This is a genomic window from Kitasatospora sp. NPDC038210 (assembly GCF_055600605.1).
This window is the reverse complement of record NZ_JBVJYK010000009.1, coordinates 12046-36913: the sequence shown is the minus strand read 5'-3', so window position 1 is coordinate 36913 and position 24868 is coordinate 12046. Positions and strand designations below refer to the sequence as shown.

The window sequence follows — 24868 nt, the reverse complement described above, 5'->3', positions numbered from 1 at the left end:
CTACGATCTGCACCACCGCGCCGCCCACAGGTCCAGCTGGTCCTCCAGCTTGAGCAGGCTGCGACCGGTGAGGTCCTCGATCCGCTTGATCCGGTAGTGCGCCGTATTGACGTGGATGTGCAGCGCCTCGGCCGTCCTCGACCAGGAGGCACCCAGGCGGAGGAAAGCGTCCAGAGTCGTCCTGCACGAGCGTTGGTGGACCAGGATGGTCACGCCCGATCGGGCCACGCACTTCTTCGTCGGTAACATCGCGGCCCGCCCGAGGACGTTCATGCTCCTTGGCGTGTTCAACCCCACGATTGCCGCTCTCACCGCCCCGCGCCAGGACGCGCTCTTCTGAGCGCGCGCTCGGAGTCTTTACCGGTCTCAGACCGCAGGCGTGTGAGGCCCCTCATGGGAGCAAGCCCCATCGCCACGAAGCCCGACGGTTGGCGGTGGAGTCAGGCTTACTCGGACCGGCGCACCGAGCTCTGCGCCACTCGATGCTGTCGACCGCGGTCAACATCTACGGCCATCTGCTCCCGCACGCCGTGCCGTCACCGCACTGTGCCAGGCGCTGGACGACGACTCGCCTCCACCTGCCACCACCGAAGGCGAGGTTTCAGAGACCCGCTGGTCACATACGTCGGGACGACAGGATTTGAACCTGTGACCCTTTGACGCTTTGCAAGGCTCCCGGGCAGTTGAGTGAGACATCCGATGGGGCTAGAGATCGTCTTCACAGCTGATCAAGTGGTGGTGGAACTTCATCGGGCGCTCACACGAAGACATTACCCGAGCGCGCGAGGAGTGGATGAGCTCCACGGACCCCGACCGCTTCGGCGCCGTCCAGGGCTACCGGGGCGACCGCCTCCCCGCCCCCGAGCTCCCCGCGATCCCCCTGAAGCCACGCGGACGCGTGCGCTGACCTGGGTAGTTACCAGTCGGGGGTGCGGCGGCCAACTCCCCCGCACCCCCGAGCCGGAGTCCCCCTACGCCCACCTTGAAGCGCTCCTGTCGACACTCGGCTCGGCACTCGACGCGTGACACCGTTCGACCATCCGCGACAGCGCCTGACAGGACCAATGCTGACTCAATGCTGAGTTTGCTGACGGTCCATCAGAAATGACCAGGGCGCTCACGGAGCCCGGGACGTCATCGCCGGGTGCCGCCGCGAGAACCGGCGAAGGCCCTGCCACGGCCCCCTCGCCGGCTGCCGAAGGACGGTCACCACCAGAGTGGCGCGGGCCGGAGAAGACAGCAACCATGCCGTCCGTTGCCCTCACTAACGATCTTGCCTCAAGCCAGTTATTAGCTCCGAGCCCTGCGGGACATTCCCAGCCCCCTCCGTCGGCAAGAGCCCGCCGACCTGCCCCGACCGGGCGCTAAGGTGACCTCATGGCGGACGCCCCGACGACAACAGCGCCCTCGGTCGAGGCGCTGGACACCCTCGTCGAGCGTGCCTGCAAACCACCGACCGGCAGGTCTCGGGCGAAGCAACTGCGCTGGGTCGCCGGCGAACTACGCACGGCCCTGGAGCGCGGCGCGATCGCGCCCACGGCCGCTGGCTCACTCGCCCTGCTCCTCGCGCCGGACACCCTCGCCGACTACCTCACAGCCGCCGAGCGGGGCCTGCTGCGACGCAAGCCCACCGCACGACCGGGCCAAGCCTCACCCGCGTCCATGCGCGTCCGCGAGGACTGCCTCCGCATCCTCGGTGCCCTGGCCGGCATCACCGTCATACTCCCGGACCGCAACCCGCCACCGGTCGAGCTCCGGCCCGTAGTCGCCGCCCGCCCGCGCAGCATCCTGCTCGGCCACCTCGAACACTCCGCCCGCCCCGGCCAATCGGAGTCCCGCAGCCGGATCCTCGCGATCATCGGCACCGTGCTGGACGCCGGCTGCCGCGCCGGCGAACTCTGCGCCCTACGCACGGACGACGTCGACCTGCACCGCGGCACGCTCCGCCTCACCCACCTCCCCCAACACCGCAACCCGCGCACCACGCCCGCCACCGAGACGGTCGGCCTATCCGGGCCCACCCGGGCCGCGATGCGCCACTGGCTCACCGACCGCGGCCACCTCGTCGCACGCGACGCCACCCAATCCGTCGGCCCGGGCAACGAGACCACCGACGCCCTGTGGGTGAGCATCGCCCCCAGCGGCCACCCCCGCTCCGGCCTGCCCCTGCACTTCCGCGGCCTGGCCCGCGCCTACGCCCGCGCAATCCGCGACCTCAACGCCGACATGGCCGCGGAACCCGGCTGGCACCCGCTGCCCCAGCGGATGGAACAACTCCGCCGCGCCATCGAACTCGAACCGGCCAGCCCCGGGGGTTCGACCTTCCGCCGACGCACCCACACACCTGCCGGCGGCCCCGAAGCGACGGCATCGGATAGTCAGACCGTAAGCCCCTGCTGGTCAGGGTGAGGGGCACAGGATTGACGGTGGAACACCAGGCAGTCACCTCAGACTGAAAACCCAGCGCGGCAAGGTCACCGTCTACGAGGCCGTGTCCATGCCACGCAATACGCTGAACCACGCCGTGAGCTCCCGGCGCCTGCGCTACAACCCGCCCAAGCCCCGCGCCGCCAAGCGCACCTGCTGGTCCCCGACCATGCCTCGACCTCCCTGAAGCACGGCGTGGAACAGTACGCGGACCAGCTGACCGGCCTGTTCGAGCGCATGCTCGGCACCGGCATCCTGCGCAGAGGCGTCGAAGGGCAACTCGGTGCGCGAGACGTGTCGGTCCGAGTCCGCGTCTGCGGCGCGGCTGGCCTCATCGGCATCGGCGGGCGCGCGGTAGACGGACGCGAACGACGGGAACCGGCGCGCGGGACCACAAACACCCACCGCCCGACGTGCAAGTGGTGGTCGAGGTCCTCGCGGTCGAGGAGGTCCGCGGGGTCAGGAGGTCGTCGTCGTCCGCGACGCCGCGATCGTTGGAGTACCTGCGCAGAAGCGAGTGGCAGTGCTGGCTGGGGTGTCGGCCCGCCGGTGGTGGCGGGCCGAAGGGTCGGGGCGGTTGGGGTGGGGCCGGTTCGCGTCCGGCCGGGTGCCGGGTCAGTCGCTACTGGAAGGCTTCTCGGGCACCGTCAACCCCGTTGGAGTGGTTTCGAGTTCGGCCGTGGAGAGCTCCGTGATCGTTCCGCTGCCGAAGGGGATCCAGGTCACGTCGATCACGACCGAGTCGGAGTTGCTGGGCATGAAGTGGCAGGAGTAAGAGACTTCTTTGCCCTTCCTGACCGGCAGCGTCGCCGAGGACGCGGCGCCGATCGCCGGATCAACAATGAGGCTCGGCCCGCCATCAACGGTCAGGAAGATGTAACTCTCGTAGTTGGCGGCACCCGTTTTGGACACCGTGAGTACGAGGAGGCCATCGGTCGGCGCCACGAACATCTTGGCTTCGGGGTAGGGGGTCGGGAGCGTCTGGATGCCCCCGAGGAGTTGCACTGTCCCCTCGCCCTTGGCGGTGATGGAGCCGTTGACGACGAGGTTGGCGACTTCGAGGTCGGGGACGCGGACGGTGACGGTGGTGGACAGGATCCGCTCGACGGTGCCGGTGCCGGCCTGGACGGTGGCGCGCAGGTAGAACACCGTGGTGTGGCGGACGTTGTTGACGGTGTAGGTGCTCTGGTCGAGGACGTTGACCTCGGCAACGTCGTACAGCAGCTTGAGGGAGGAGGCACCGGTGGCCTCCCAGTTGAGTTTGACGCTGCCGCCGTTGTCGATGATGAGGTCTTCGGCGATGAAGTTGCGCAGGACGAAGTCGGCGGGGAACTTGCCGACGTCGATCGTCAGCGAGTCGGTGGTCCAGTAGTCGTCGCCGGTCTCGGCCCACTCGACGTCGATGCGTAGCGGTGAGCTGCCGACCACGGTGTTGATCCGCAGGCCCATGAGCTGCAGGGTCACGCCTTCGTCGCGGCCGATGGTGGCGTGGCCGGAGGTGGGGGTGAAGGTGATGGTCTTGGCGGCGGCGCTGGTAGTGGCTGTCCAGCCGGGGAGGCTGATCTGCGCGGTGGCGCTGTTCAGGTCGGAGGTGAGGTCGGGCGAGTTGGGCCCGGTGGGGACGTGGAGGGTGATCTTGCGGCAGTCGATGGCGAGGGAGCTTCGACGGCTGCCGACGAGGATGAAGTCGGCGCGGGCGGGGTCGCCGTTGGTGGGCGAGACGCGTACGGGGTCGGGGTTGGTGTTGAGTTCGAAGTGGAGCGGTGGTGCGGCGTCCGTGCCGTTCTTGGCCTCGGGGCCGGTGGTGGTGATCTGCGGGATGGTGGCCATCAGCGGGCTCCTCGTTCGTTGCCGGCGGTGCTGCGGGTGGCGTGCCTGGCGTCTTCCAGGGTCATGAAGCCGGTGCGGATCTGGGGGTGTTCGCCGATCGGCAGGGAAGCGGGGTCGGGGACAGTGATGGGCAGCCGGGTCCAGTCGGTGCCGGTGCGCTCGGTCCAGGACCAGCTGCCGGTGGCGGTGGTGGGCTGCGGCAGGGTGGCCGCGCCGTGTTCGGTGGTGGCGATCAGCAGCGGGCCGGTGCGGAAGTTGACGGCCATGTTGGCCAGTGCGGCCTCGGTGAACTGCGGCGGGACCAGGACCGAACCGGCCGGCAGGATGTCGGTGGTGGCGTGCACGGGCGCACGGGGGTCCAGCAGCAGTGTGACGGTGGCGGAACTGGTCCCCGCGAAGGAGAGCTTGAGGCGCTGGCCGTGCTCGATGGGCCGCAGGTAGCCGCCGTGTTCGCCGCGCGGGGTCAGCACGGTCTCCAGGTGGTCGTAGTCCTGGTCGAGGACGTAGCCGATCAGGCCGTCGTCGGTCTGCAGGGCCTCGCCCAGGCGCACGGTCCACTGGTAGCCGGGCATGTCCGGTTCCGCCTGGGCGATGACGTTGCGCCAGGCGGCGTCGGTGCGCGCCGGTCCGTGCAGTTGCAGGTCCAGGCGGGCCCGGACCAGGGCGAGGGGCCGGCCCAGCAGGAAGGCCAGACTCTGGTCCTCGGGGCCTTCGGGGTCGATGGCGGCCAGGGTGTCGTCGAGCTGGGCCCTCACGGCGTCCAGCACGTCCGGGCCGCGCTGGGCGATGGCGGCGAGCAGCTGGTGGGCGTGCGGCGAGAGCGCGGCGAGCTGGTCGAGTTCCTGGACGGGTGAGCCGGGCAGTGCCGTCCAGGCGACGATGCGCCGGCCGTCCGGGTCGAGCACGGCGCGCAGGTCGCCCAGTGCCTGGCCGTCGGGGGCGTAGCAGGCCAGTGCGCGGTCCAGGCGGTTGTGCAGCAGCCAGGCGCAGACCGGGTTGGTGCCGGGGGTGAGTTCGACGTCCTCGTCGCCGGTCGAGGAGAGGAAGTCGAAGCCGAGCCGGGCGGGTTGCAGCAGGCGCGGGCCGAGTTCGGCGTAGCGGTCGGTCTGGATCTCGCCGACGGGGTGGTCCGGGGTCATCGAGGCGGGCTTGATCAGCCGGTTGAAGTGCAGCGGGTTGTCGATCAGGTTGACGGCGCGGCCGAACCGGTCGACCACGGACAGTTTGGTGAACATGAGGTGCCCGCAGCGCAGTTCCTGGAACGCGACGAGGTCGACGACGTCGTCCCAGTCGTCCCAGGGGTTGACGGGCTGGCCGCCGGGGTCGGGCATCGGTCCGGTTCCGCCCGCGATCAGGTTGCCCAGGTCGCCGGTCGGGATGGCCGAGCCGCCCGCCACGCGCTGGCCGACGGCGGTGCTCAGGCCGTCCAGGCGCTGTGAGAGCTGGTCCAGTTCGCGGCTCTGGCGGCGCAGGCGGCGGATCAGGTCCTCGGGCAGGTCCGCGCGCCCGGCCGCGTAGTGCTCGATCTGCCCTTCCTGGTCGTAGCCGCTGGTGGGGGTGAGGATCTGCCGTCCGCTCACCGTCCTGGGCACGGGCAGGGTGCCCTCGCCGTCCCAGCGGTAGCGGTGGCCGTCGAAGGTCCAGCGCTCGGTGCCGTCCTCCTGGAACGGGATGGCGGTGTACTCGGCCTCCCAGAGCAGGTAGAGCGGCTGCCAGGGCTGGCACCAGGGCTCGGTGCCGTGCTCGGGCAGCCGGCCGTCGGCGTCGTCCAGGCCGACGCCGGTCCTGCGGGCCTGGTCGAGGATGAAGAACTCGCTGAGCAGCGCCGGGAGCAGCGGCGGCAGGCCGGCCGTGTTCACCTTGGCCACGTCCGCGGCCACGCTCGCCGCCGTGATCGAACCGACACGGGTGATCAGGCGTTCCTGGACGCGGCAGGGCAGGTCCGAGTCTCGGGTCATGGGGGCGTTGAGCTTGGCGCCCTGCAACATCAGCACCGGGTCCGCGCTCTGTTCGAACGGTTCGGCGGGCACCCGTTGCAGCACCTGGGTCGAGCGCAGGCCGTGCTCGGTGGCGTACTCGCGGGCCTGTTCGGCGAGTTCCTCCTCCCGGGTGGACCAGGGAAGTCGGGCGCGGGCCGCGGTCACCTGGGCGGCCAGGGCCCTGGTGCGGCCGGCGGCGCCGGTCGCGTAGTCGGGGTCGAGTTCGCGCCTGATCCGGGAGCTGAAGACCTCGGGCTGCTTCGGCTCCTGGCTCAAGGCCCAGAGCACATAGAGGTGTTGCTGTGCGCCGTACAGCTCGCGTTCCAGTACGTCGAGTTCGCGCTGGGCGCGGTTGAGTTCGGCGGTGACGTCCTGGGCGAGGCGCCGGTCGGCGGCCCGTTCGGCGGGGCCGCGCTCGGCGCGGGCGGCCTCGGTGTCGCGGTCCACCACACGCCAGGCGTGGCCGCCGGGGACGGGGCCGAAGCCGGAGTCGTGGGCGGCGCGGTCCGGGAACAGGTCGCCGTCCGGGCGTTCGTAGTCCTCCAGCACGCCCAGGGTGAAGGCGGCGTAGCGGCGGGCGTCCTCGGCACTGAGCGCGCCGGGGCCTTCGGTCTGCTCCTGGAGGACGGCCGCGGCCTCGCCCACGCTGTTGCCGATGGCGACGGCGATGGAGGAGGCGAGCGGGGAGTCGGATTCGGGGATGCCGCCCTCGGGCTGCCAGGCGATGCCGAGTGCGCTGCCGGTGTAGAGAGAGCGGCGGGGGCTTCCCATGCCGGGGGCCAGGCTCCACTCCAGGTCGCGCAGCAGTTCGGTGAAGTCCCGTTCGGCGTTGCCGTCGGCGACCAGGATGTCGCTGTCGGGGTCGGCGTACCAGCCGGCCACCGAGTAGCTGAGTCGGTCGTCGCCGGTGAGGTCCTCCAGGGTGTCGTGCAGGGAGAACACGTTGGTGTTGTACGGCTGGTAGACGGAGAAGGTGAGCAGGCCCGGGCCGAGGGCGGTCAGGAACGCGTCCGGAGCGTCGGCGGGTTCGCGCCAGGGGTTGGCGGCGGTGAGCTCGACCCGGCGGCCGATCCTGGTGGCGGTCGCGGTCGCGGCGGCCGGGTCCAGGTAGGAGACGGTGCCGGACCTGAGATCGAGGTGGTCGGACTGGACGATCCACGAGCGCACGCCAGCGGTGGAACGGCGCACGACCAGCCAGCGGTTGGGGACCAGCGGGAAGTCGCCGATCTCGCCGCTCTCCTCGTCCTGCCGTCCCTGGCACAGGCCCTCGGGCAGCTGCCACTGCAGGTAGACGCCGAGCCGGGAGGCATCGCCGGTCCACATCTCGGTGCTGGCGAACGGCTTGGGTTCGGGCCTCGCGTTGTCGTTGACGAACGGGACATAATTGGTGATCCAGCGCTGCATGACGTAGCTGCCGTCGGTGTCGCGGGTCTGCGCGTTGACGGCGAACGCCGCGACCTCGACCGGCACCACCAGGGTGTCGTTGGGCATGGGGATCCTCTTCGGGGACGGTGTCGGTGGGGTCAGGGCCGGACGAAGGTCTGCAGCTGCGGCGCCTTGATCATCTGGAGCGCGAACTGGGCCGGGGACAGGCTCGGCAGCCGGTGGGCGGCGGCCAGTTCGGGGGCGAGCGTGCCGGCGATGTCGAGCACGTCGCGCCCGCCGGGGCGCAGGAAACGCGCGAAGCCGGGCGGCTCGGGGAAGTCGCCCATCGGGTGGCCGATGTCGCCGGTCAGCCGGCGCAGTTCGACGGTGCCGACGTCGCCGATGCCGAAGTGCAGGCCCTGCGGCGGTTCGGCAAGGGTGAAGGTGTCGATGACCCGCGGGTAGAGCAGCAGCAGCACGTCGTTGCCATAGCGCAGCCGGTGCACCGGCTCGACCACGTCCTCGCCAGCAAAGGCGGTGATGATGGTGCGCGGCCAGTTGGGGATCAGCTCGGAACGGATCAGCACCACGCAGGCGGGCGGCGCGGGCACGGTGGCCGCCAGCGCGTTCAGGTCGGCGTCCAGCGCGTGTCCGACGCCCACGCTCAGCGCTCCGTCGACGGCGGCGCGAATCCACCCCGCGTCCGGGTAGGCGAACCGGATGCTCTCCGGCGGCAGCATCCGCGGGTCGGGCACCAGGTGGTCGAAGGGGACCATTGCCAGCCGGGAGAGCTCCGTCAGCCACGCTTCGACCGGCTCCCGTTCGGGGTCGGTCGCCTCCCGGAGCACCTCGCGCACGTGCTCTGAGGCGAGGTGGGCGCGCAGGTCGCCGGCGGCCAGCGGCAGCGCCGCGGTGGTGCGCTGGGCCGGGCGGTGCGCGGCGCCAGCCAGCTCGGCGCCGGTGCGGGCCAGCGCGCCGGGCAGCACGGTGCCGATCAGGTGGTCGAAGGCGGTGCGTTGCGGGTTGGCGTTCAGCTGGTCGGCTGCCTGGCGCACGGTGCGGGACACGGTGACGAGTCCGGGCCTGGTGGCCAGGCGGCGCACGACGCGGCGGGCGGCTTTGCGAAACTCCAGGAGCCCGTTGCGGAACGGCGCGTCGGCGAGCGCCAGGGTGCGCCCGAGGCTGAACGCGGAGGCGTAGCCGGTGTCGAAGACGCCGTGCTGCTGGAGGTAGATCAGGGCCTCGCCGGCCGACTCCAGGCGCGGGTCCGCCGGGGCGGGCAGCGCCTGGGCCGGGGTGGCGGTGAGCGGGCCGCGGTAGAAGGCGAAGGTGCGCTCGCCGGATTCCAGCCGCTGCGGCAGGGCGGTGGCGCCGCTCGCCAGCCGCTGCCGCACGTCACCGTCCGCGTCGCCGGGGTCGAGCGGCAAGCGCAGGAGCGTGTCGGTGTCGGCGGCCAGGTTCTCCACGACGTCGCCGAAGCCGATCCCCGCATCCGGCAGGGTCTCGAACGACCAGGTCTGCAGCGAGACCAGGCGCAGGCCCTCGGCGGGCGGGGCGGTTCCGGTGACGTACGGTTCGAAGCCCTCCAGGGAGACCAGGTGGACGACCTGCTGGCCGCCGGCCGCCGGCGGGAAGCGGTTGGCGACGACGACGGCGTTGAGGTCCTCCGTCAGTGGTTCCGGGTCGCTTCCGGCGACGCGCTGGTGGTCGGCGTCCGGCGGGCAGCCCTCGCGGATGTGCGCCAGCAGCGCCAGCTCGGCGGGCTCGGGGCGGATCGCGGCGAACAGCTCGGCCGGCACCAGGATGCTCCGGCAGGCCTCCTCGTCCTCGCCGGGCAGCAGGTGGTCGCGGTCGATGGCCGGTGCGCGGCCCTCTCCCGCCCGGCCGTCGAGGAGCTGGGCGACGGTGCTGACGGTGACCTGGCCCACCGCCTCGCGGTCGCCGGGCAGTTCGTCCTCGCCGAACAGCAGCAGCGCCACCCACGGCACGCCCTCGGCGGTGCCCTTCAGCTGCCGGGCCCAGGGCAGCGCGGGCGCGTCCAGCGTGATGTGCGGCAGGATCTGGCTGTAGGTGCCGACCGCGCCCGGCACGGGGTAGGCGGCCTGGACCTCGGAGGCGGCGATCGAGAAGCGCGGCTGGCGCACGTCGAAGCGCTGCACGCGGTCGGGCAGCGTGCCGCCGGTGGTCAGTCCCTCGATGTTCTCGCTCACGGTGGCGGCGTAGCGGCCGGCGTAGAGCGAGGGGAGGCGGTGGTCGAAGAAGCGGGTGCGGTGGGCGACGGTGGCCATGCGGGATCCCCTCTCTCAGCTGGTGGTGACCAGCATGGGCTCGGCGGTGAACGCGGTCCGGGCGGCGCGGGCGTAGCCGGACAGGTCGCTGTCCAGTGCGCCCAGGTCGAGGCCGAGTTCGGTGAGCTGGTCGGCCAGCCGGGTGCGGGCGGTGGTCTGGGCGTGGGCGGCGATGGTGTCGGCGATGGCGGCGATGACGCCGCCGGGGCGCTGCGGCACGGCGCCCACCGGCCGGGCCGCCGGGTCCAGCGGCTGGCTGCCGTCGGGGTAGATCGGGTCGAAGGCCAGTGCCTTCTCGTCCATGTAGCCGGTGGAAGTGCCGTGCCGGGCTGCCGGGGAGGACAGGCTGATGCCGGTGAGCTGGTCCTTGACGAGTTGCTGCTCGCCGTCGGGCAGGGTGCCCTGGGGCGAGGTGCCCCACAGCTCCTGGGGGACGGCGGCCAGACAGCGGCTGCGCGACCAGGTGGCGGGGTCGACGGCCGAGCCGTCGTGGGTGAGGGTGACGCGCTGGGTGCTGGTCAGGTTCCGCTCGCGCATCGGCCGGATGTTCAGGGCCGGGCCGGTTTCGGCGGCGGTGCCGGAGGCGCCCAGGAAGATCTGCTTCAGCGGCACGGCGCTGTCGGTGGCGAAGGTGAAGCCGTTGGCCGAGACCTCCCAGGCGGCCTCGGCGCCGAGCGCGGCGCCGGGCACGTGGTCGACCAGCAGCCCGACCCCGGGGCTGACCCGCACGGTGGTGGGCGGCGGCGGGAGCATCTCCGCGAACCCGGCCCAGTCCAGCGCGTTGCCCGCGCTCGCGCGGCCCTTGCCGAAGTTGATGGTGAAGGAGACGAACCAGAGCTTGATCTTGGCCTGTCCGCCGGTGGGCGGTCCCCAGATGCCCAGCGAGACGCCGACCTCGACGGTGATGGTCACCTTCACGAAGAGGATCTTCACGGTCGCCGAGACGCCGATCCGCACCTGGAGGCCCACGTCGACGTAGAACGGCTTCCACTGGAGGAGCGCGTCGACCTTCGCGGTGCACCAGGCCCGGATCGCCCCGGAGTGGAAGCGCACGTCCAGCGCGCCGCCGGCCATCGCGGCGGCCGGGGTGATCGCCAGGTAGGCGCTGCCGGAGATGGTGACCGAGCCGGTCAGGTCCCAGTCGAAGCCCAGTCGCGGCACCACCGGATAGCGGTCCGGGGCCTTGAAGTTGGGGTGGTAGCCGCCCACCGTGTAGACGAAGTCGCCCGCGTGCTCGCTGGGTCCGAACCAGCTGCGGAACGCCACGCCGCCGCGCAGGCGGCAGTTGGGGTCCAGCACGAACGAGGCGGGGGTGAGCTCGGCGTCGAACCAGAGTTCGCCCTGGCGGGGTTTGACGACGGCCCGCAGCGCCGCCTCGATCCGCGCGTAGGTGCGCGAGCCACCCTTGGGCAGCGTGGCGGCGGCGGTGCCGAGCAGGGCGAGGGTCAGCTCCGAGCCGGTCTGTACGACGGCCATCGCCCGGCCCTCGATCAGCTCGGCGATGGTGAACTTCAGTCCCGCCGCCAGCCACAGTTCGTCCTGGGCTGGGGTGATCCAGGCGTCGTCGCCGGTGGTGAGGTTGCGCAGGATCTCCACCGGGTCCTGGCGCTCGGCGCCGATCGAGCCCGGGTCGTCCAGGGCCTTCAGCAGCGGGAAGTCGCCGACCTCGGAGACCTCGGGCAGCCGGATCCGGCTGTTCCAGCCCAGTCCGGCGGCAACCCCGTTCAGCCGGATCGCCGGGATGCCGATACCGGGATCCGCGCCGATGCCCGCGTAGCCGAAGAACGAGGGCTTGGCCCCGGCGGAGGACGGCACCACGTAGGCGCCCACGCCGGTGCCGTACACGCCCCGGCCGGCCTGGCCCCCGTCCGTCGCGTCGCCGCCGCCGAAGGAGAACATCAGCGCGCCGCCGACGATCGACCGGTAGGGCTCCTCGGCGGGCAGCATGCCCAGACCGCCGGTCACCCGCAGTGGCGCGTAGTCATAGTCGACGTTGATGACGGCCTCGTCGTCGCTGATCTCCAGCTGCCAGCGGCCGTTGCCGCGCTCGCCGTCGCTGCCCGCCAGGACCGCGAAGCCCGTCGCGGTGGCGATCGCCCGCGCCCGGCGCTCGGACCGCCGTCGCCCCCGCTCCACCCGGGCAGGCAGGGCCCGGCCCAGGCCGTCCACCCGCGAGCCGTCGGCCACCAGGTGCGGCCGGGCCGGACGCAGCGCAACCGGCTGCGACCCGGTGCCCGGCAACAGCAACCACGCGCCGGCGGGCAGCTCGCGCCGGAACGGGCCGGGCCGTGTGGCGACGGACTCGCCCGCCAGTTCGCTGAGTTGATTGTGCGCCAGTGGACGGTCCGTGCAGATCACCCGCCAGCCGTCGGCTTCGGCCAGGAACGCCCGCCCGGCGCCGGTCCGCATGCGCACTCGGCCGCACGGGCCGTCGGCGGTCATCGTGCCGCCGGCGGGGTCCGCGGTGAGCGTGACCCGCTCGACCACCAGCCCTGGCAACGGCGGCACGTCGAGACCCAGGCCACGTGCGAGCAGGTGGGCCGGCGCACCGGGCCCGTCGACCCGCACGTCGAGCGTGAATGCGATTGCGGTGGAATCATCGTGACGGATCGTCAACTCAACTGCGACCGGCCGTTCGGCGAACGCCACCGTGGCCACCCCCGCCGCCCACGGCACCTGAGGGCCCCCCTCGGCCCAGGTAAGGCGCAGCGTCCCGTCGGGGAAGATCCCCCGCACCGCCTCACCACCGAACCCGAGGGCTTCGACCGGCAGTTCCACCTCCTGCCCCACGGTCGCGTCCAGCAGTTTGCGCAGCGCATCGATGTGGATCGCCACGGGTACCCCTTTCGCCGCCGCCCGCACCCACGGCACGGACCCGGATGGCTTTGACCTGGGCTCGCCAACCTCCGGGCGCCGCGGCTCCGAGCGGCCGGGAGAAGGCTTCGCGCCGGGCGGTCCGGGAGTGATCGCACAGATCAATCGAACACAGTTGGTGATCAAATCGATGCAAACAGTATCCACGGCGGGCTGCTTCCCACCATGGGTGAAATCAGGCAGCGCCCCGCTCCGACGCACGGCGCTGCCGCGCGCACATCCCTGCCTCCGGCCGCTGCCGGCTGTCGGCCGCCCCTCTCGGGCCGAACCGGGCACGAACCGGATTCACCCCCAGGAGGGACTTGCCGAACGGTAGACCGTCATCGCGGTAGGGCCCGAGGCACGTCGGGAATCGACAGCACACGCGGCCTCACGGCGGGCCGAGGCAATGGCATACCGCTGGCCCCCTACGCGCCTTCGCAGGGCCCGGCACGGCGCACCGGGCCTCTTGGCCAAGAGGCGCCCCGTGGTACAGGCCGAAGGCCCGCCACAGGAGCCGCTCCCTCTAGCGTGAGTGTGAGCACCCGGAATACGCACGTCACCGGCACACGATCACGGACTTCATACTCAATACCGCAGGCGCGGATCACAAGCGGAGAAGCTCCGGTCAGCAGCAGGAAGCCAGCGGCTGTCGACCGGAGTTGGTGGCCCGAGTCCCGTCGCGCACAGCCGTGGCCACCGCCGGCACCTGGGTGATTGTCTCCGGCAGGTCCCCGCCGTCACCCGCTCCCGGTGCCGGTCAGCGCGAAACGGAAGACCGACCGGCGACGCACGGGAAGCGGGGGCCGTCCGCTCGGTCCTTGGAAGGCCTGGGCCCTGTCAGGGAGGCAGGACCTACTGGCCGATGCTCCTGACCCCCGCTACCTCGGGGCCCTTCGCACCCTGGGTGAGATCGAACTCAACGCGAGCACCGGCGCTGGGGTCCTGGCTGCCTTCGGCGATGGCCGAGCGGTGGAAGAACACATCGGGCGCCCCGCCGTCCAGAGCGATGAAACCAAAGCCCTTTGCCGCATTGAAGTCCTTCACCGTTCCCTGGGCCATGCGAAACTCCTTCAGTGGCTCTCGTCTGCGCCTACCGAGTCCGATAGGACGCCATGAGAACGATCAAGGAACCCGGAGGTCACGCCGCTCGCGAGCCCTCCTGTGTTGGTCGCAGGTTCCGTCCTGGCTCACAATTCCTTGGCACGGCGCAGGAGATACCCGTCGGCGGGTCTCAACCGGGCACTGACGTGCCGGTTCTCCGACGCCAGCGGACGAGGCTGTCCGCCGGCTGTCCGCCGCCGGTCAGAGCCCGCCGACGATGGGCGGGACGTTCCGGAGGCACCGCGCCCATAGCGTTGGCGCCATCCGGGGTTGCCGGGCCGTTCGCGGTCTGCAACGGGAGCAGGCCGCCCTTCGACTGGTCAAGGCGTGCCCGCCCGGGTGTTCCCGACCCGCGGGCGAGAGCGGTCCGGCGCGACCTGGCCTCCTGCTCCGTCAAGGCGGGCCAGTGGGCGGCCAACCCGGTCGGGCTTCCGGCACCGCCGATCTCAGCTGGTGAAGGCGGAGACGATGTGCCGGAGGATGACGAAAGCGTCGCCGCCCGGCGTTTGCACCAAGGCCCGTACCCTGCCAGCTGCGTCGTCACCGCCCGCAAGGCCCGCCCTGCGACCGGCGCCGCCCGGCCCGCCGACTGGCGACCGGACGGTATTCCTCTTTCGAGTGAAGATCACGGCAAGTAGCCGTTCTGGCCCCGCTCGGACACGAGACTGCGGGCATGTCAAAGTTCCCCGCTGGAAACTTCACGATCGTCAACGACGAGACCGGCCGGTGCGTCCGGGTGCGGCTGGGCCGGACCGCGGACGTCGGCGACAGCACGCTGGGCATCACGCATCTGATGTCGGTGACCTCGAAGCCGACCGTCGAGCTGGGCACGGCCGACGGAAGCCCGGCAACCGCCTGGTGGTTCAGCACCGCCGACGACGCCACGAACCGCCAGCGGATTGTCAGCCACGCCGTCGGCGAGTACCAGAACATCGGCGACTACTGCGTGTGGATGCACACCGACTCCTCCGCCGGGACTGGCAAGAAGGCCGCGCTCGCGGCCTTCGAGAACCGGCTGAACGGCCTTCCCGCCGACGTCAAGGCCAAGCTCGCCCCACTGATCCCCGATACCTGGAAGGCCTGGGAGGCCAAGCGCCACAGCGCCGAGCTGAAGCAGTGGAAGACCACCAACGAGGACGTGGAGTCGAAGCGCACCGAGGTGATGGCGCTGCGGGAGGCGTTCACGGCCGACCAGGAGCCACCCGGCGCCGACGAGCTGGACCGGTACATCGCACTGCGGGAGCGGGACCTGGAGATCGAGCTGGCGCAGCAGGCCCGGGAGGAGTACCAGCGCAAACTCAAGGTGCAGGAGGAACGTGAGGAGGAGGCGTACGCCCAGCACCTGGGCGAGTATGAGGTGGAGTGGGAGGCAGGCGAGGAAGTGCAGCCTGTGCAGGTGCCCGAGCCGACACCGGAGGAGCAGGCTCTGCGGGCGGAACTGGAGCAGGAGCCCCGGTACGCACGGGTCCTGGACCGCGCCTTGGACCTCGAACCCGCAGTGGCCGAACGCAGGGCGAAGGCGCTGGAGGAGGAATGGAAGCTCCGGGCGCCGGCGGCGGAGATGGAACAGTGGCACATGCGCTGCGCCGGCCTCGCCTTCGACGGGTCCGCCACCCGCTTCCGCGGTGCGTCAGCAGACCAGCAGAAAACCTTCGAGACCGCGATGCGCGCCTACCTGGACGCCGCCGCCAACGAAGGCGTCAAGCCGACGACCGACCCCTGCGGCGCACCGACCGAGATGGACAGCTGCGCAACAGCCCGCACCAAGGGCAGCACCGCCCGATGGGTCTACGACGGCACCTACATCCACGGCGCCGACAGCAGCACCGTCTTGTCGGAGCGGACCTACTGGACCGACGACGACGGCCGCCTCGTCGGCAAGGGCAAGGGCGGCCCCGGCCAGATTTGGACCCTCGCCCCCTGGACCCCTTCCTCTTCCTCCCCCACTCCCGAGGCCGGACGCGCCATCCTGCTCACCGGCCTGTACGGTCCCCTCGGTGTCGCCACCGGCAACGCCCCCGGCCTGTAACAACCCGAACATCAACAGGGCCGACCAGCCCCCCTTTCCGGCCCCGCGCAACACCGCTGGCACAGGGCCACGCTGCGGCCGGTGCGAGCGGCAAGTGGTGGACTCACCCAGGAGACGGATCTGTCGGCGTATCGGATCTCCCCTTCCGGCCACGGCCGTCGTCCCCACGATCTCCGCGAGGAACTCGGCACAGGAACGAGGAACCGGACGGGGCGGCCCGCAGCACCTGTCGGCACAGGCAAGGCAGCTCCGGACCCATCCGGCGCGGACGTCCTCGTGGCAGGTGGCCGGCCGACCCGGCGGCCCGTCCGGGAAAGGCCGCCCGGGCCACCGGATCCTGGGGACGAAGCCTCCGGACGCGCGCCGACAGGTCGAGTGAGTCGGGCCGGTCGACCTGCCGGTCGCTCGGTGGACGGCCGACGGCGTCGGCGCCTGTGCCGTCCCGTGCGGCAGCGGTATCCGACTCGTCTCCTTCTGGTTCCGGTCGCCGTCGCAGCCGGCGAGTGCCGGCAGGGCCCAGTTGTCGAGGAAGACGGGCGCGTCGAACGGCAGGGGCCGCGGCGCGGCCTGGTCGCGCGGGGCGGGGAAGCTCCCGTCTGCCTGCCGGCAGGACAGCAGGTGTGCTGCCCCGGCCCGCACCACCTCGGCCCCGTCGGCGTACCGGTGCGTGACCTGTGGGTGGAGACCCTCGACACCTCTTCCGGGTGACACGTGAACCGGCGGAGGTCCGGCATCGGCCGCACGTACTCGGCCCTGTTCCCAGGGAGGCGGACGCCGGGGAGAACGTTCCGGCCAGTCTTCGGGATTCCGCGAGGAACCCTTGTGGGGCCTCGTTCCAGGGGCCCGGTCGCGAGGTCTACCCTTCCCCTCGAATTTCGTCCCCACTCCTCGTGCAGGAGGTTTGCCGTGTCCGATGCCAGCGTCGACGGCCGTGTTCTCGTATAGCTCCAGCCAGGTGGTGTGTAGCGCTGAATAACCACTGAGATTGATCAGGGCCCGGCCGGTGTGAGCGTGGCAACCCGGTTCTCGTACTACCGGCGGGCCTTGCGCTGGGCTGGGACCGCCAGGGTGCCCTGGCTGCCGTCGAGCGGTTGGCAGCGGTTGAGGTGTTGCCGGTGCACGGCGGGGACGGCGGTGACGCGCAGGCTGTGGCCCTGGCCGCACCGTACGGTCGCCCCCTGATCGAGCGCGGCGCGCTCGGCGGGCTCCAGTGCGGTGGTGCGGAGGAAGTGGGCGACCTTGCCCGGCATGTCGAGGGTGGCCGGCAGCTTGGGGCCGAGCCGTCCTCGCCGGTGGCGGTGTGCTGGGGCAGGAGGTCGGCGACGGCGGTACGGAAGGCGCCGCGGCTGGCGCCGTGGTCGCGGGCGAGGGCAGCGATGGAGCGGCCTTCCCGGTACGCGGTGCGCACGTCATCGGTCTTCCCGGCCGCCACGGCGGGGCGGCGCCCGCCCTTGCTGCCCTTGGCCTCGGCGACGCGGAGCCCGTCGTAGGTCAGCCCGCGCTGGAGTTCGCCGACGGTGGCGAGGGCCTGCAACATGAACTTCACTGTGGACAGCAGTGCGCCGGAGCGGGGGTGGCGCGCGGTCAGGTCCATCGCGGAGGAAGCGCCGTCGTATATGCGCAGGGCCACCTGCGCCCGGTGGAGGACGTCAAGCACGTCGAGGATGTGCCCGGTGCCGTGTACGAGACGGGACATCTCCGAGATGTGCACGGTGTCGTCCGGCCGCGCGTAGGTGAGCAGTTCGCGGAACTTCGGACGCTCCAGCGGGTGGAGTCGGCTGGAAGTGCCCGCGGGCTCCTCGAAGACAACCGGGTCCTCAATGCCGACCTCGTCCGGGACGAGGCTCTGCCGGGCGGTGGACTGATGGTCGGTCGAGACCCGCTTTGTAGACCAGGTTCGCCGCCGGGAGCCCCTTCCGTACGGAGGATCGGGCCCTATCTGTCGTCAAACTCTGTCAGCAAATGACCATCGGATCTGATTGGATTCGTGCCGCCGCGAACCGCCGGATTGCACGGGTTTACTTGCGGCGTCGCCTCCCTGTCGTAGGACGGTCGTTTGACGACAGGCAACCGGGCGGGGGTGGGCCCGGCGACGTGTCAGCTGAGACCGAGCTTGGATACGACCTGCTCCGGAGTTGCCCCCTGCTGCAGCAGATCGACGATGCGCGGACCGTACTCCGCGTTGAACGCGCGGGTCGACTCCTGCATAACCTGGGGCAGGACGCTCGCCATCTTGTCGAGCGCATCGAGGGTTTCCTGCTTCGTGGCGTCGTTCTTGAGCATCTCGTCGATGTTTGCGACGACGAACGTGGCTGTATCGGACATGGCGGACATGGTTTCCCCCGGGGGTTTTGAGCAGTCGAGTACTGGCGGCCGAAGTCTATCCAACCAGCGTCGTTGTCATGCACATTTAAGGTCGCTTCGAGTGGACCTTGTGCCCCTTGATGCCAGGTGATGACGCCCTATCAGAGCAGCGCTCCGCTCCGGGCCGGCTCGCCCGATCTTCGTACGGACACCCGGTGCGGCCGGGATCATCGCGCGCGGCAGACGGCGATGATCAAGGAGTGCAGCGGTGCCCACGGACTTCCTGACGGAGGACCAGCGCCGGCGCTACGGCCGCTTCACCGACATCCCCGACGAGGGCCAGCTCACCGGCTCCTTCCTCCTCGACCAGACCGCCCGGCGCCGGGCGACGGCCGCCAACGACTCACGCAACCGCCTGGGCTACGTGGTCCAGCTCGGGACGGTGCGCTTCCTGGGCACCTTCTTGGACGACCCGCAAGAGGTGCCCGACGTCGTGGTGGAGTACGTCGCCGAGCAGCTGGGCCTGTCGGCGACCGCCTTCGCCGGGTAAGGCTCGCGCAAGGCCCGCTGGGAGCACCAGGAGGAGATCCGCACCACCTACGGGTACGTGAAGTTCGGCTTCGACCAGTGGTTCTCGCTGGCCCGCTGGATGTACCAGCGCGCGTGGATCGGCTCGGAGCGCCCGACGCTGCTGTTCGACCTGGCGACCAAGCGCCTGCTCGACCAGCAGGTGCTGCTGCCCGGGGCGACCATGCTGGAGCGGCTGGTGTCGGGCACCCGCGAGCGCGCCGAGAAGCGGCTGTGGGCGACCCTGGCAGCGGCCCCGACCGCCGAGCAGGCGACGCGGCTGCACCAGCTGGTCACGGTGCCCGGCGGCCGGCGGGTCTCCGAGCTGGACCGGCTGCGCAGGTCGCCGCGCGACATCTCCCCGCGCGGGGTCCTCAAGGCGCTGGAGCGCTACGACGCGCTCAAGCAGTTCGACGGCCCGACCTGGGACCTGACGGCGATACCGCCCGGCCGCATCCAGGCGCTGGCGCGGTTCGCCAGGGCGCCCCGGGCCCAGGCGGTGGCCGAACTGGGCAGCGACCGGCGCCTGGCCACCCTGGTGGCGTTCGCCGCGGTGATGCCCCAGGTCGCCGCCGACGAGGCGATCGAGGTGTTCGACCTGGTGATGGGCGATGTGATCCACAGCTCGGCCAGCGAGATGACCAGGAAGCGGCTGCGCTCGCTGAAGGACCTGGACGCCGCCGCGCTGCTGCTGCGCAAGGCGTGGCTGGCGGTGTGCGAGAGCGCGGCCGATCCGGAGGGCGACATCCGGGCGATGCTCGACGCGATGGACGTCGCCCCGGTCCACGCCGCCGCCGACACCGTCAAGGACCTGGCCCAGGAGCCCGACGACGGGTTCGAGCAGATGCTGGAGGCCCGGTGCAACACCATCGCCCGGTTCCTGCCCGAGCTGCTGAAGCAGCTGGACTTCCGCGCCAGCCCGGACGGCGAGGACGTGATGAAGGCGGTCGCCTTCGTGAAGGCCCTCAAGGGCCGGCGCAAGCCCATCGAGGGCTGGGAGACCCCGATCAAGTTCCTGTCCGCCGCCTGGCTGCGCAGGGTCTTCCCGCCCAAGCCGGCCCCAGTGGGCATCGCGGAGAAGCGCGCCTACGTCGTCGCCACCACCGAGGCCCTGCGCTCCGGGCTGCACCGCCACGAGATCTACGTGCCGGGCCTGCGCAAGTGGGGCGACCCCAACGCCCGACTGCTGAGCACCGACGCCTGGACGGCGGCCCGCCCCCGGGTCTGCGAGGAACTCGACCTGGACACCGATCCGAACGCGGTGCTGGCCGGCTGGAGCGCTCGCACCGCGAGCTGGTCCAGGGCCTGGCGGCCAACCCAGCGGTGCGGATCGAGCAGCACGACGGCCGCGACCGCATCATCCTCACCGGCCTGGACCGGCTGGAGGTCCCCGCCTCGCTGGAGGAGCTGAACCGGCAGATCGAGGCCCGCCTGCCCGCGGTCGACCTGCCCGAGATGATGATGGAGGTCAACTCCTGGGTGCCCTACCTCACCGACTTCACCCACGCCTCCGAGGCCGAGTCCCGGATGGACGACCTGGAGCTGTCGGTGGCCGGGGTGCTCACCGCGGAGGCCACCAACGTCGGCATGGAGCCGATCGTCCACGACGGCGTCGAAGCCCTCAGCCGCACCCTGCTGCCCGCCCTCCCGGCACTGGTTACCGCCGCTGAGTGGCAGCTGAAGGCCGCCGCTGCCCGACTCGCCCGCGCTCGGCAGGCTCCGGCCGGCGCTTCGTTCACCACACCGGAGGGCCAGCTGCTGGTCCTCTGCCGCGGCGCCTCGGCCCGCGTCCTGGCCCACGATCCCGCCACCGGCCGGCGCTGCGACCTGACCGTCGAGGAGGAACGCGCCTTCTGGGCCTGGGCGATCGTCGAGGTCCTGCGGCACACCGGCATGCGCATCGAGGAGACCCTGGAGCTGACCCACCACAGCTTCGTCGCCAACCGGCTGCCGACCACCGGCGAGATCGTGCCCATGCTCCAGGTCGCACCGTCCAAACTCGACCAGGAGCGGCTGCTGCTCGTCTCCCCGGAGCTCGGCGAAGTCCTCACCGCGATCATCCAGCGCGTGCACCGCGGCCAGCCGGCCATGCCGGCGGTCAGCGCCTACGACACCCTGGAGCGGCTGTGGAGCGCACCGATGCCGTTCCTCTTCCAACGGCCCGTCGGCCCCGAAGACCGCGCCATCCCCCGCAACTGCGTCTACACCTGCCTCAACGACGCGCTCGCCGCCAGCGGACTGACCGGCCCCGGCGACCAGCCGCTGCACTACACCCCGCACGACTTCCGCAGGATCTTCGCCACCGACGCCCTGCGCTCCGGCCTGCCGCCGCACATCGCCGCTCGCATCTGCGGCCACCGGACCGTCGACACCACGCTCGGGCACACCGCGATCTACCCGGAGGACGTCATCACCCACCACCGGGCCTTCATCGCCCGCCGCCGCTCGCTGCAGCCCAGCGAGGAGTACCGCGAACCCACCGCCCAGGAGTGGCGCGAATTCCTGGACCACTTCGAGCTGCGCAAGGTCGCCCTGGGCGTGTGCGCACGCGACTTCGGCACCCCCTGCGTCCACGAGCACGCCTGTATCCGCTGCCCCGTCCTGCGGCCCGACCCCGCGCAGATGCCCCGGCTGCAGGATCTCCACGCCAACCTGCTCGACCGTCTCCGCGAGGCCAAGGAGCAGGGCTGGCTCGGTGAAGTCGCCGCGATCGAGGCCAGCCTCGCTGCCGCCGAGCACAAGCTCGCCGCCATGCGCGACCTCGCCACCCGGCACACCACCGTCCACCTCGGCATGCCCGACTTCCGCAGCAGCGCCGGCCGATTCGCTCCGGCGCACGAAGAGTGAGCCCACCGCACCAGGCGCTGGAGGGCGGCGGCCTCCAGCACTATGTACCTGCGGTAGCGGTCGGAAGCGGCGACTGTGGTTAGTCGGTGACGCGCAGGACCTGCCCAGGGTAGATCTTGTCCGGGTGCCTCAGCATGGGCTTGTTGGCCTCGAAGATCTTGTTGTACTGGCCCGCGTTCCCGTACGCCGTCACGGCGATCGTGGACAGGGTGTCCCCCTTCTTGACTGTGACGAACCGGGCCGCCGACGTGTCGGCGCCGGTCACCTTAATGTTGCTGTCCACAGACGCCACGCCGGAGACGTTCCCGAGGACGAGCACGATCTTCTCCAGCTCCTCCTGGGAAGCCACCTCGCCGCTGACGGTGACCTTGTCGCCCTCGAAGGAGACCGTGACGTTCGGGTTCCCCAGCCCCGCGTACTCGATCTGCTTCTTCAGAGCCTCCCCGGAGTCACTCCCGGAGAGGTCGGCGACCTTCTCTCCCGCTTCCTTGACGAAGCTGAACACAACCATCTGTGACACTCCCTGATAGATGATCAACTCAGGCGACCGTAGCCGACCCAGCACTGCCGGGATGCGGCTTTGCGTACATGCCACTCGGAGGGGCGAAGATTGGCCGCCGTCCCTTGGCCACACCTACGTCCTGGTGGTAGCGCACGACACACCCGGATGAACCGACGATTTCAAGATCCCTCAGGACTACCTTCGGTGACCCGCCCGCAGTCGGTCCTGAAAGCACCTCACACCGGGCTGGTTCGGATAAGACCAGCTCGACGCCCTGGGGCTGGCCCTCAACTCGGTGGTGCTGTGGAACAGCCTCTAACTGGACCGCGCGGCCAAGCAGCTGGCCGCCGACAGCTTCCCCGTCACCGACGACCTGCTGGCCCGCCTGTCGCCGCTGCAGTTCGACCACATCAACTTCCTGGGCCGCTACGCGCTCGCCCGCAGGAGGCCGGCCGACGGCCCCTGCGGGAGCCGTCGGCCAACCAGGACGAGAGCGAGCCGTAGGAGCGGCTACCAGCGGAAGCAGCCACAGCTTCCACTGGCCACGGGCCCCGATCCGATTCGACGGGTGAGCCCGGCCCCGCCCGTCGGAAGGGCCCTGCTGACAGGCGGGTGTCACGGAGGCGGCCGGTGCTACTCCGGGTCAGGTACAGGACGGCGCTCGATGGTGATCGTGCTGATCACGACCGGCTCAACGGGGCGGCGCTTATCGTCGGTGCGGACATCGGCGATGGCGTCCACGACCTTCTGGCTGGTCTCGTCCTCGACCCGACCGAAGACGTTGAACTCGGCTTCCGGCGGCCGCTGGTGGCGCCCGACAGCGATGAAGAACTGCGAGCCGTCGATCCTCTCGGGATCCACGCCCTTGGAGCGGGCCGTGGCGAGCGCGTACCCGCCGAGGAACCAGCTGTTCGCCCCGGGCTCGTGGTCGAGGAAGTAGCCCACGTTGCCCTCACCGACGCCCAGCGGGTCGCCACCCTCAATAGAGCTGCCGCGCGTGACATGGTGGAACTTCGTGCCGTCGTAGAGCGGCCTGCTGGTCTTCTTGAGCGTCGACGGGTCCGTCCACTCGCGCTTGCCCTCGGCGAGCGCGATGAAGTTGGCGACGGTCTTCGGAGCCTTTTCCGGGAACAGCCGCGCCGTGATGTCGCCGTGGTTGGTCTTGATGACGGCGTAGGTGAGCTCCACGAGTCCTGCCTTTCAATCGGGTTGCGCTCATCGTCCACGCACCCGTCCCGTTGCCGGAGTGAAGCCACGCCGCCAGGAACACGGGATCACACCTCCGTGGTACCGACCGACCCTTTGAGGTCGCCATCGTTTCCTGAAGAGCACCGGCCGGACCCGCCGACGACCCCTCAGAACCTTCAAAAACTCCTTCAAAAACCAGGGCTGTTCAAGAACCCCGGAACACCGTTTTCTGACAGAATCCCGGGCGTGATCACACCCTCCGAGCCCGACGTCTTCGACCTCCTGGTCGCCGAGCCCGCCCACCGCACCGAGATCCTCATCGGCTACGCCCGGGTCTCCACCGGCGGCCAGAACCTCGACCGCCAGCTCGACGCCCTCACCGCCGCCGGCTGCCGCCGGATCTTCGCCGACAAGAAGCCCGGCAAGGACGACCTCCGCCCCGAGCTCAGGGCATGCCACGCCTTCCTCGCCCCGGGCGACACCCTGGTCGTCCCCGCACTCGACCGCTACGGCCGCTCCCTCAAGGACCTGGTCAACATGGTCGGCGAGCTCCGCCGCCGCGAGATCGGCTTCAGCTCGATCCACGAGCGGCTCGACACCACCACCCCCGGCGGACGGCTCGTCTTCCACGTCTTCGCCGCCCTCGCCGAGTTCATCCGCGAGCTCATCGTCTCCGGCACCCGTGAAGGTCTGAACGCCGCCCGCGCCCGCGGCCGGGTCGGCGGCCGCCCCACCGTCGCCACCCCCGAGATCATCCGGGCCGCCCGCGACATGCTCCCCAACCCCGAGAACTCGATCACCTCGATCGCCAAGATCCTCGGCATCAGCCCCGGCACCCTCTACAACCACATCCCCGACCTACAGGAACTCCGCACCTCAGGCCGCATCCCCGGGCAGCTCACCACCGGCTGACCCCTCCCGCTACTGACCGTTCAAGTCCCGAGGGGCATATCGGCCAGCCGGCCCGGGCGGCTTTGGGACCGTCAGCAGATGCGACGCGTTCGGTGGTGTCTGTGTGCGAGTCGTGTCGTTGATCACCAGGGGTCTTGTACCGCCGATGACGCCCAGTCCAGTTCCTGTACACCGCACCGTCAGCAACCAGCAGGGAGAAGCATGCCCGACGTCGCAGCGCGCGTGAAGAAGATCATCGTCAAGCAGCTCAACGTCAAGGAGGAGGACGTCACCCCCGAGGCGTCCATCGTCAACGACCTCGGTGCCGACGACATCGACGTCACCGAGCTGATCATGGCCCTGGGGGAGGAGTTCGGGACCGAAATTCCCGACAGTGATGCGGAGAAGCTGACCAGGGTCGAGAAGATCGTCAAGTACTTCGACTCCATCGACGCCTGAGCCGAAGCGCGGGCCCGACCGAAGGCTCTGGCCCCCAAGAAGGGGGGGCCAGAGCCTTCGCGCCGCCGGGTCCCCCTTGAGGCTCGGCCGGGGGTCACCCGTCCGCGGCCGGGACCCTGGTCCGATCCCGACCGGCTTGCCGATCCTGCTCCACTGGCTGACCGCTCCGCTACTGGCCGTTCCGATCCTCCCCGAGGGCCGTCTTGCCGGGTGCGCACGGCCTCCGGGCAGGGGT

General features: G+C 70.7%; 15 protein-coding genes and 3 pseudogenes. 7 read left to right on the top strand and 11 right to left on the bottom strand.

Going from position 1 to position 24868, the window contains the following annotated elements; all coding sequences use genetic code 11:
* Positions 1 to 228, bottom strand: a complete 228-nt coding sequence (locus ACZ7KX_RS19610; protein ID WP_470327508.1) for a helix-turn-helix domain-containing protein — start codon at positions 226 to 228, stop codon at positions 1 to 3.
* Between the two features lie 499 nt (positions 229 to 727).
* Here ACZ7KX_RS19610 and ACZ7KX_RS19605 point away from each other — a divergent pair.
* Together ACZ7KX_RS19605 and ACZ7KX_RS19600 are read left to right on the top strand one after the other, a co-directional pair.
* A pseudogene (locus ACZ7KX_RS19605) lies at positions 728 to 907 on the top strand (pirin family protein); the annotation flags it as partial.
* Positions 908 to 1377: 470 nt separating this feature from the next.
* Positions 1378 to 2409 carry a site-specific integrase gene (locus ACZ7KX_RS19600; RefSeq protein WP_470327507.1) on the top strand — a complete coding sequence of 344 codons (1032 nt, stop codon included), beginning with the start codon at positions 1378 to 1380 and terminating at the stop codon, positions 2407 to 2409.
* Positions 2410 to 3042: 633 nt separating this feature from the next.
* Here the strand turns inward: ACZ7KX_RS19600 and ACZ7KX_RS19595 are convergent.
* The 5 genes from ACZ7KX_RS19595 to ACZ7KX_RS19575 all read right to left on the bottom strand — a co-directional run bounded on the left by ACZ7KX_RS19595 (position 3043) and on the right by ACZ7KX_RS19575 (position 13804).
* A complete protein-coding gene (locus tag ACZ7KX_RS19595) occupies positions 3043 to 4257 on the bottom strand; it encodes a hypothetical protein (RefSeq protein WP_470327506.1) in 1215 nt (404 codons plus the stop codon).
* Positions 4257 to 7727 (bottom strand): hypothetical protein, encoded by a 3471-nt coding sequence (locus tag ACZ7KX_RS19590; RefSeq protein WP_470327505.1) that lies wholly within the window; start codon positions 7725 to 7727, stop codon positions 4257 to 4259. Before ACZ7KX_RS19590 ends, ACZ7KX_RS19595 begins: the two co-directional genes overlap by 1 nt.
* Before the next feature lie 32 nt (positions 7728 to 7759).
* Positions 7760 to 9889, bottom strand: a complete 2130-nt coding sequence (locus ACZ7KX_RS19585; protein ID WP_470327504.1) for a hypothetical protein — start codon at positions 9887 to 9889, stop codon at positions 7760 to 7762.
* Positions 9890 to 9904: 15 nt separating this feature from the next.
* On the bottom strand, positions 9905 to 12724 hold the full coding sequence (locus ACZ7KX_RS19580; protein ID WP_470327503.1) for a DUF6603 domain-containing protein: 2820 nt from the start codon (positions 12722 to 12724) through the stop codon (positions 9905 to 9907).
* 873 nt (positions 12725 to 13597) lie between these two features.
* Positions 13598 to 13804, bottom strand: a complete 207-nt coding sequence (locus ACZ7KX_RS19575) for a cold-shock protein (protein ID WP_470327502.1) — start codon at positions 13802 to 13804, stop codon at positions 13598 to 13600.
* Between the two features lie 715 nt (positions 13805 to 14519).
* Between ACZ7KX_RS19575 and ACZ7KX_RS19570 the strand changes: the two genes are divergently transcribed.
* Positions 14520 to 15875, top strand: coding sequence for a hypothetical protein (locus tag ACZ7KX_RS19570; RefSeq protein ID WP_470327501.1), 1356 nt, complete (start codon positions 14520 to 14522; stop codon positions 15873 to 15875).
* Positions 15876 to 16906: 1031 nt separating this feature from the next.
* On the opposite strand, the gene ACZ7KX_RS19565 is transcribed toward ACZ7KX_RS19570, so the two are convergent.
* From ACZ7KX_RS19565 to ACZ7KX_RS19555, 3 genes and pseudogenes are all read right to left on the bottom strand, one after another.
* Positions 16907 to 17125: a hypothetical protein gene (locus tag ACZ7KX_RS19565; protein ID WP_470327500.1), complete on the bottom strand. Its 219-nt coding sequence runs from the start codon at positions 17123 to 17125 to the stop codon at positions 16907 to 16909.
* A gap of 254 nt (positions 17126 to 17379) precedes the next feature.
* Positions 17380 to 17697 (bottom strand): annotated as a pseudogene (locus tag ACZ7KX_RS19560) (recombinase family protein); the annotation flags it as partial.
* Between the two features lie 275 nt (positions 17698 to 17972).
* Positions 17973 to 18200 (bottom strand): hypothetical protein, encoded by a 228-nt coding sequence (locus tag ACZ7KX_RS19555; RefSeq protein WP_470327499.1) that lies wholly within the window; start codon positions 18198 to 18200, stop codon positions 17973 to 17975.
* A gap of 247 nt (positions 18201 to 18447) precedes the next feature.
* Between ACZ7KX_RS19555 and ACZ7KX_RS19550 the strand changes: the two are divergent.
* Together ACZ7KX_RS19550 and ACZ7KX_RS19545 are read left to right on the top strand one after the other, a co-directional pair.
* A pseudogene (locus ACZ7KX_RS19550) lies at positions 18448 to 20157 on the top strand (DUF4158 domain-containing protein).
* Positions 20070 to 21593, top strand: a complete 1524-nt coding sequence (locus tag ACZ7KX_RS19545) for a tyrosine-type recombinase/integrase (protein WP_470327498.1) — start codon at positions 20070 to 20072, stop codon at positions 21591 to 21593. Before ACZ7KX_RS19550 ends, ACZ7KX_RS19545 begins: the two are co-directional and overlap by 88 nt.
* Positions 21594 to 21672: 79 nt before the next feature.
* Here ACZ7KX_RS19545 and lysM read toward each other — a convergent pair whose 3' ends face one another.
* Entirely contained in the window at positions 21673 to 22131 is a 459-nt protein-coding gene (lysM, locus tag ACZ7KX_RS19540; RefSeq protein ID WP_470327497.1) for a peptidoglycan-binding protein LysM, read from the bottom strand.
* Between the two features lie 597 nt (positions 22132 to 22728).
* Entirely contained in the window at positions 22729 to 23283 is a 555-nt protein-coding gene (locus tag ACZ7KX_RS19535) for a peptidylprolyl isomerase (RefSeq protein WP_470327496.1), read from the bottom strand.
* Between the two features lie 246 nt (positions 23284 to 23529).
* Here ACZ7KX_RS19535 and ACZ7KX_RS19530 point away from each other — a divergent pair, with 246 nt between their 5' ends.
* Together ACZ7KX_RS19530 and acpP are read left to right on the top strand one after the other, a co-directional pair.
* Entirely contained in the window at positions 23530 to 24195 is a 666-nt protein-coding gene (locus ACZ7KX_RS19530) for a recombinase family protein (protein WP_470327495.1), read from the top strand.
* A gap of 201 nt (positions 24196 to 24396) precedes the next feature.
* On the top strand, positions 24397 to 24633 hold the full coding sequence (gene acpP, locus ACZ7KX_RS19525; protein ID WP_470327494.1) for an acyl carrier protein: 237 nt from the start codon (positions 24397 to 24399) through the stop codon (positions 24631 to 24633).
* The last annotated feature ends 235 nt before the right edge of the window (positions 24634 to 24868 follow it).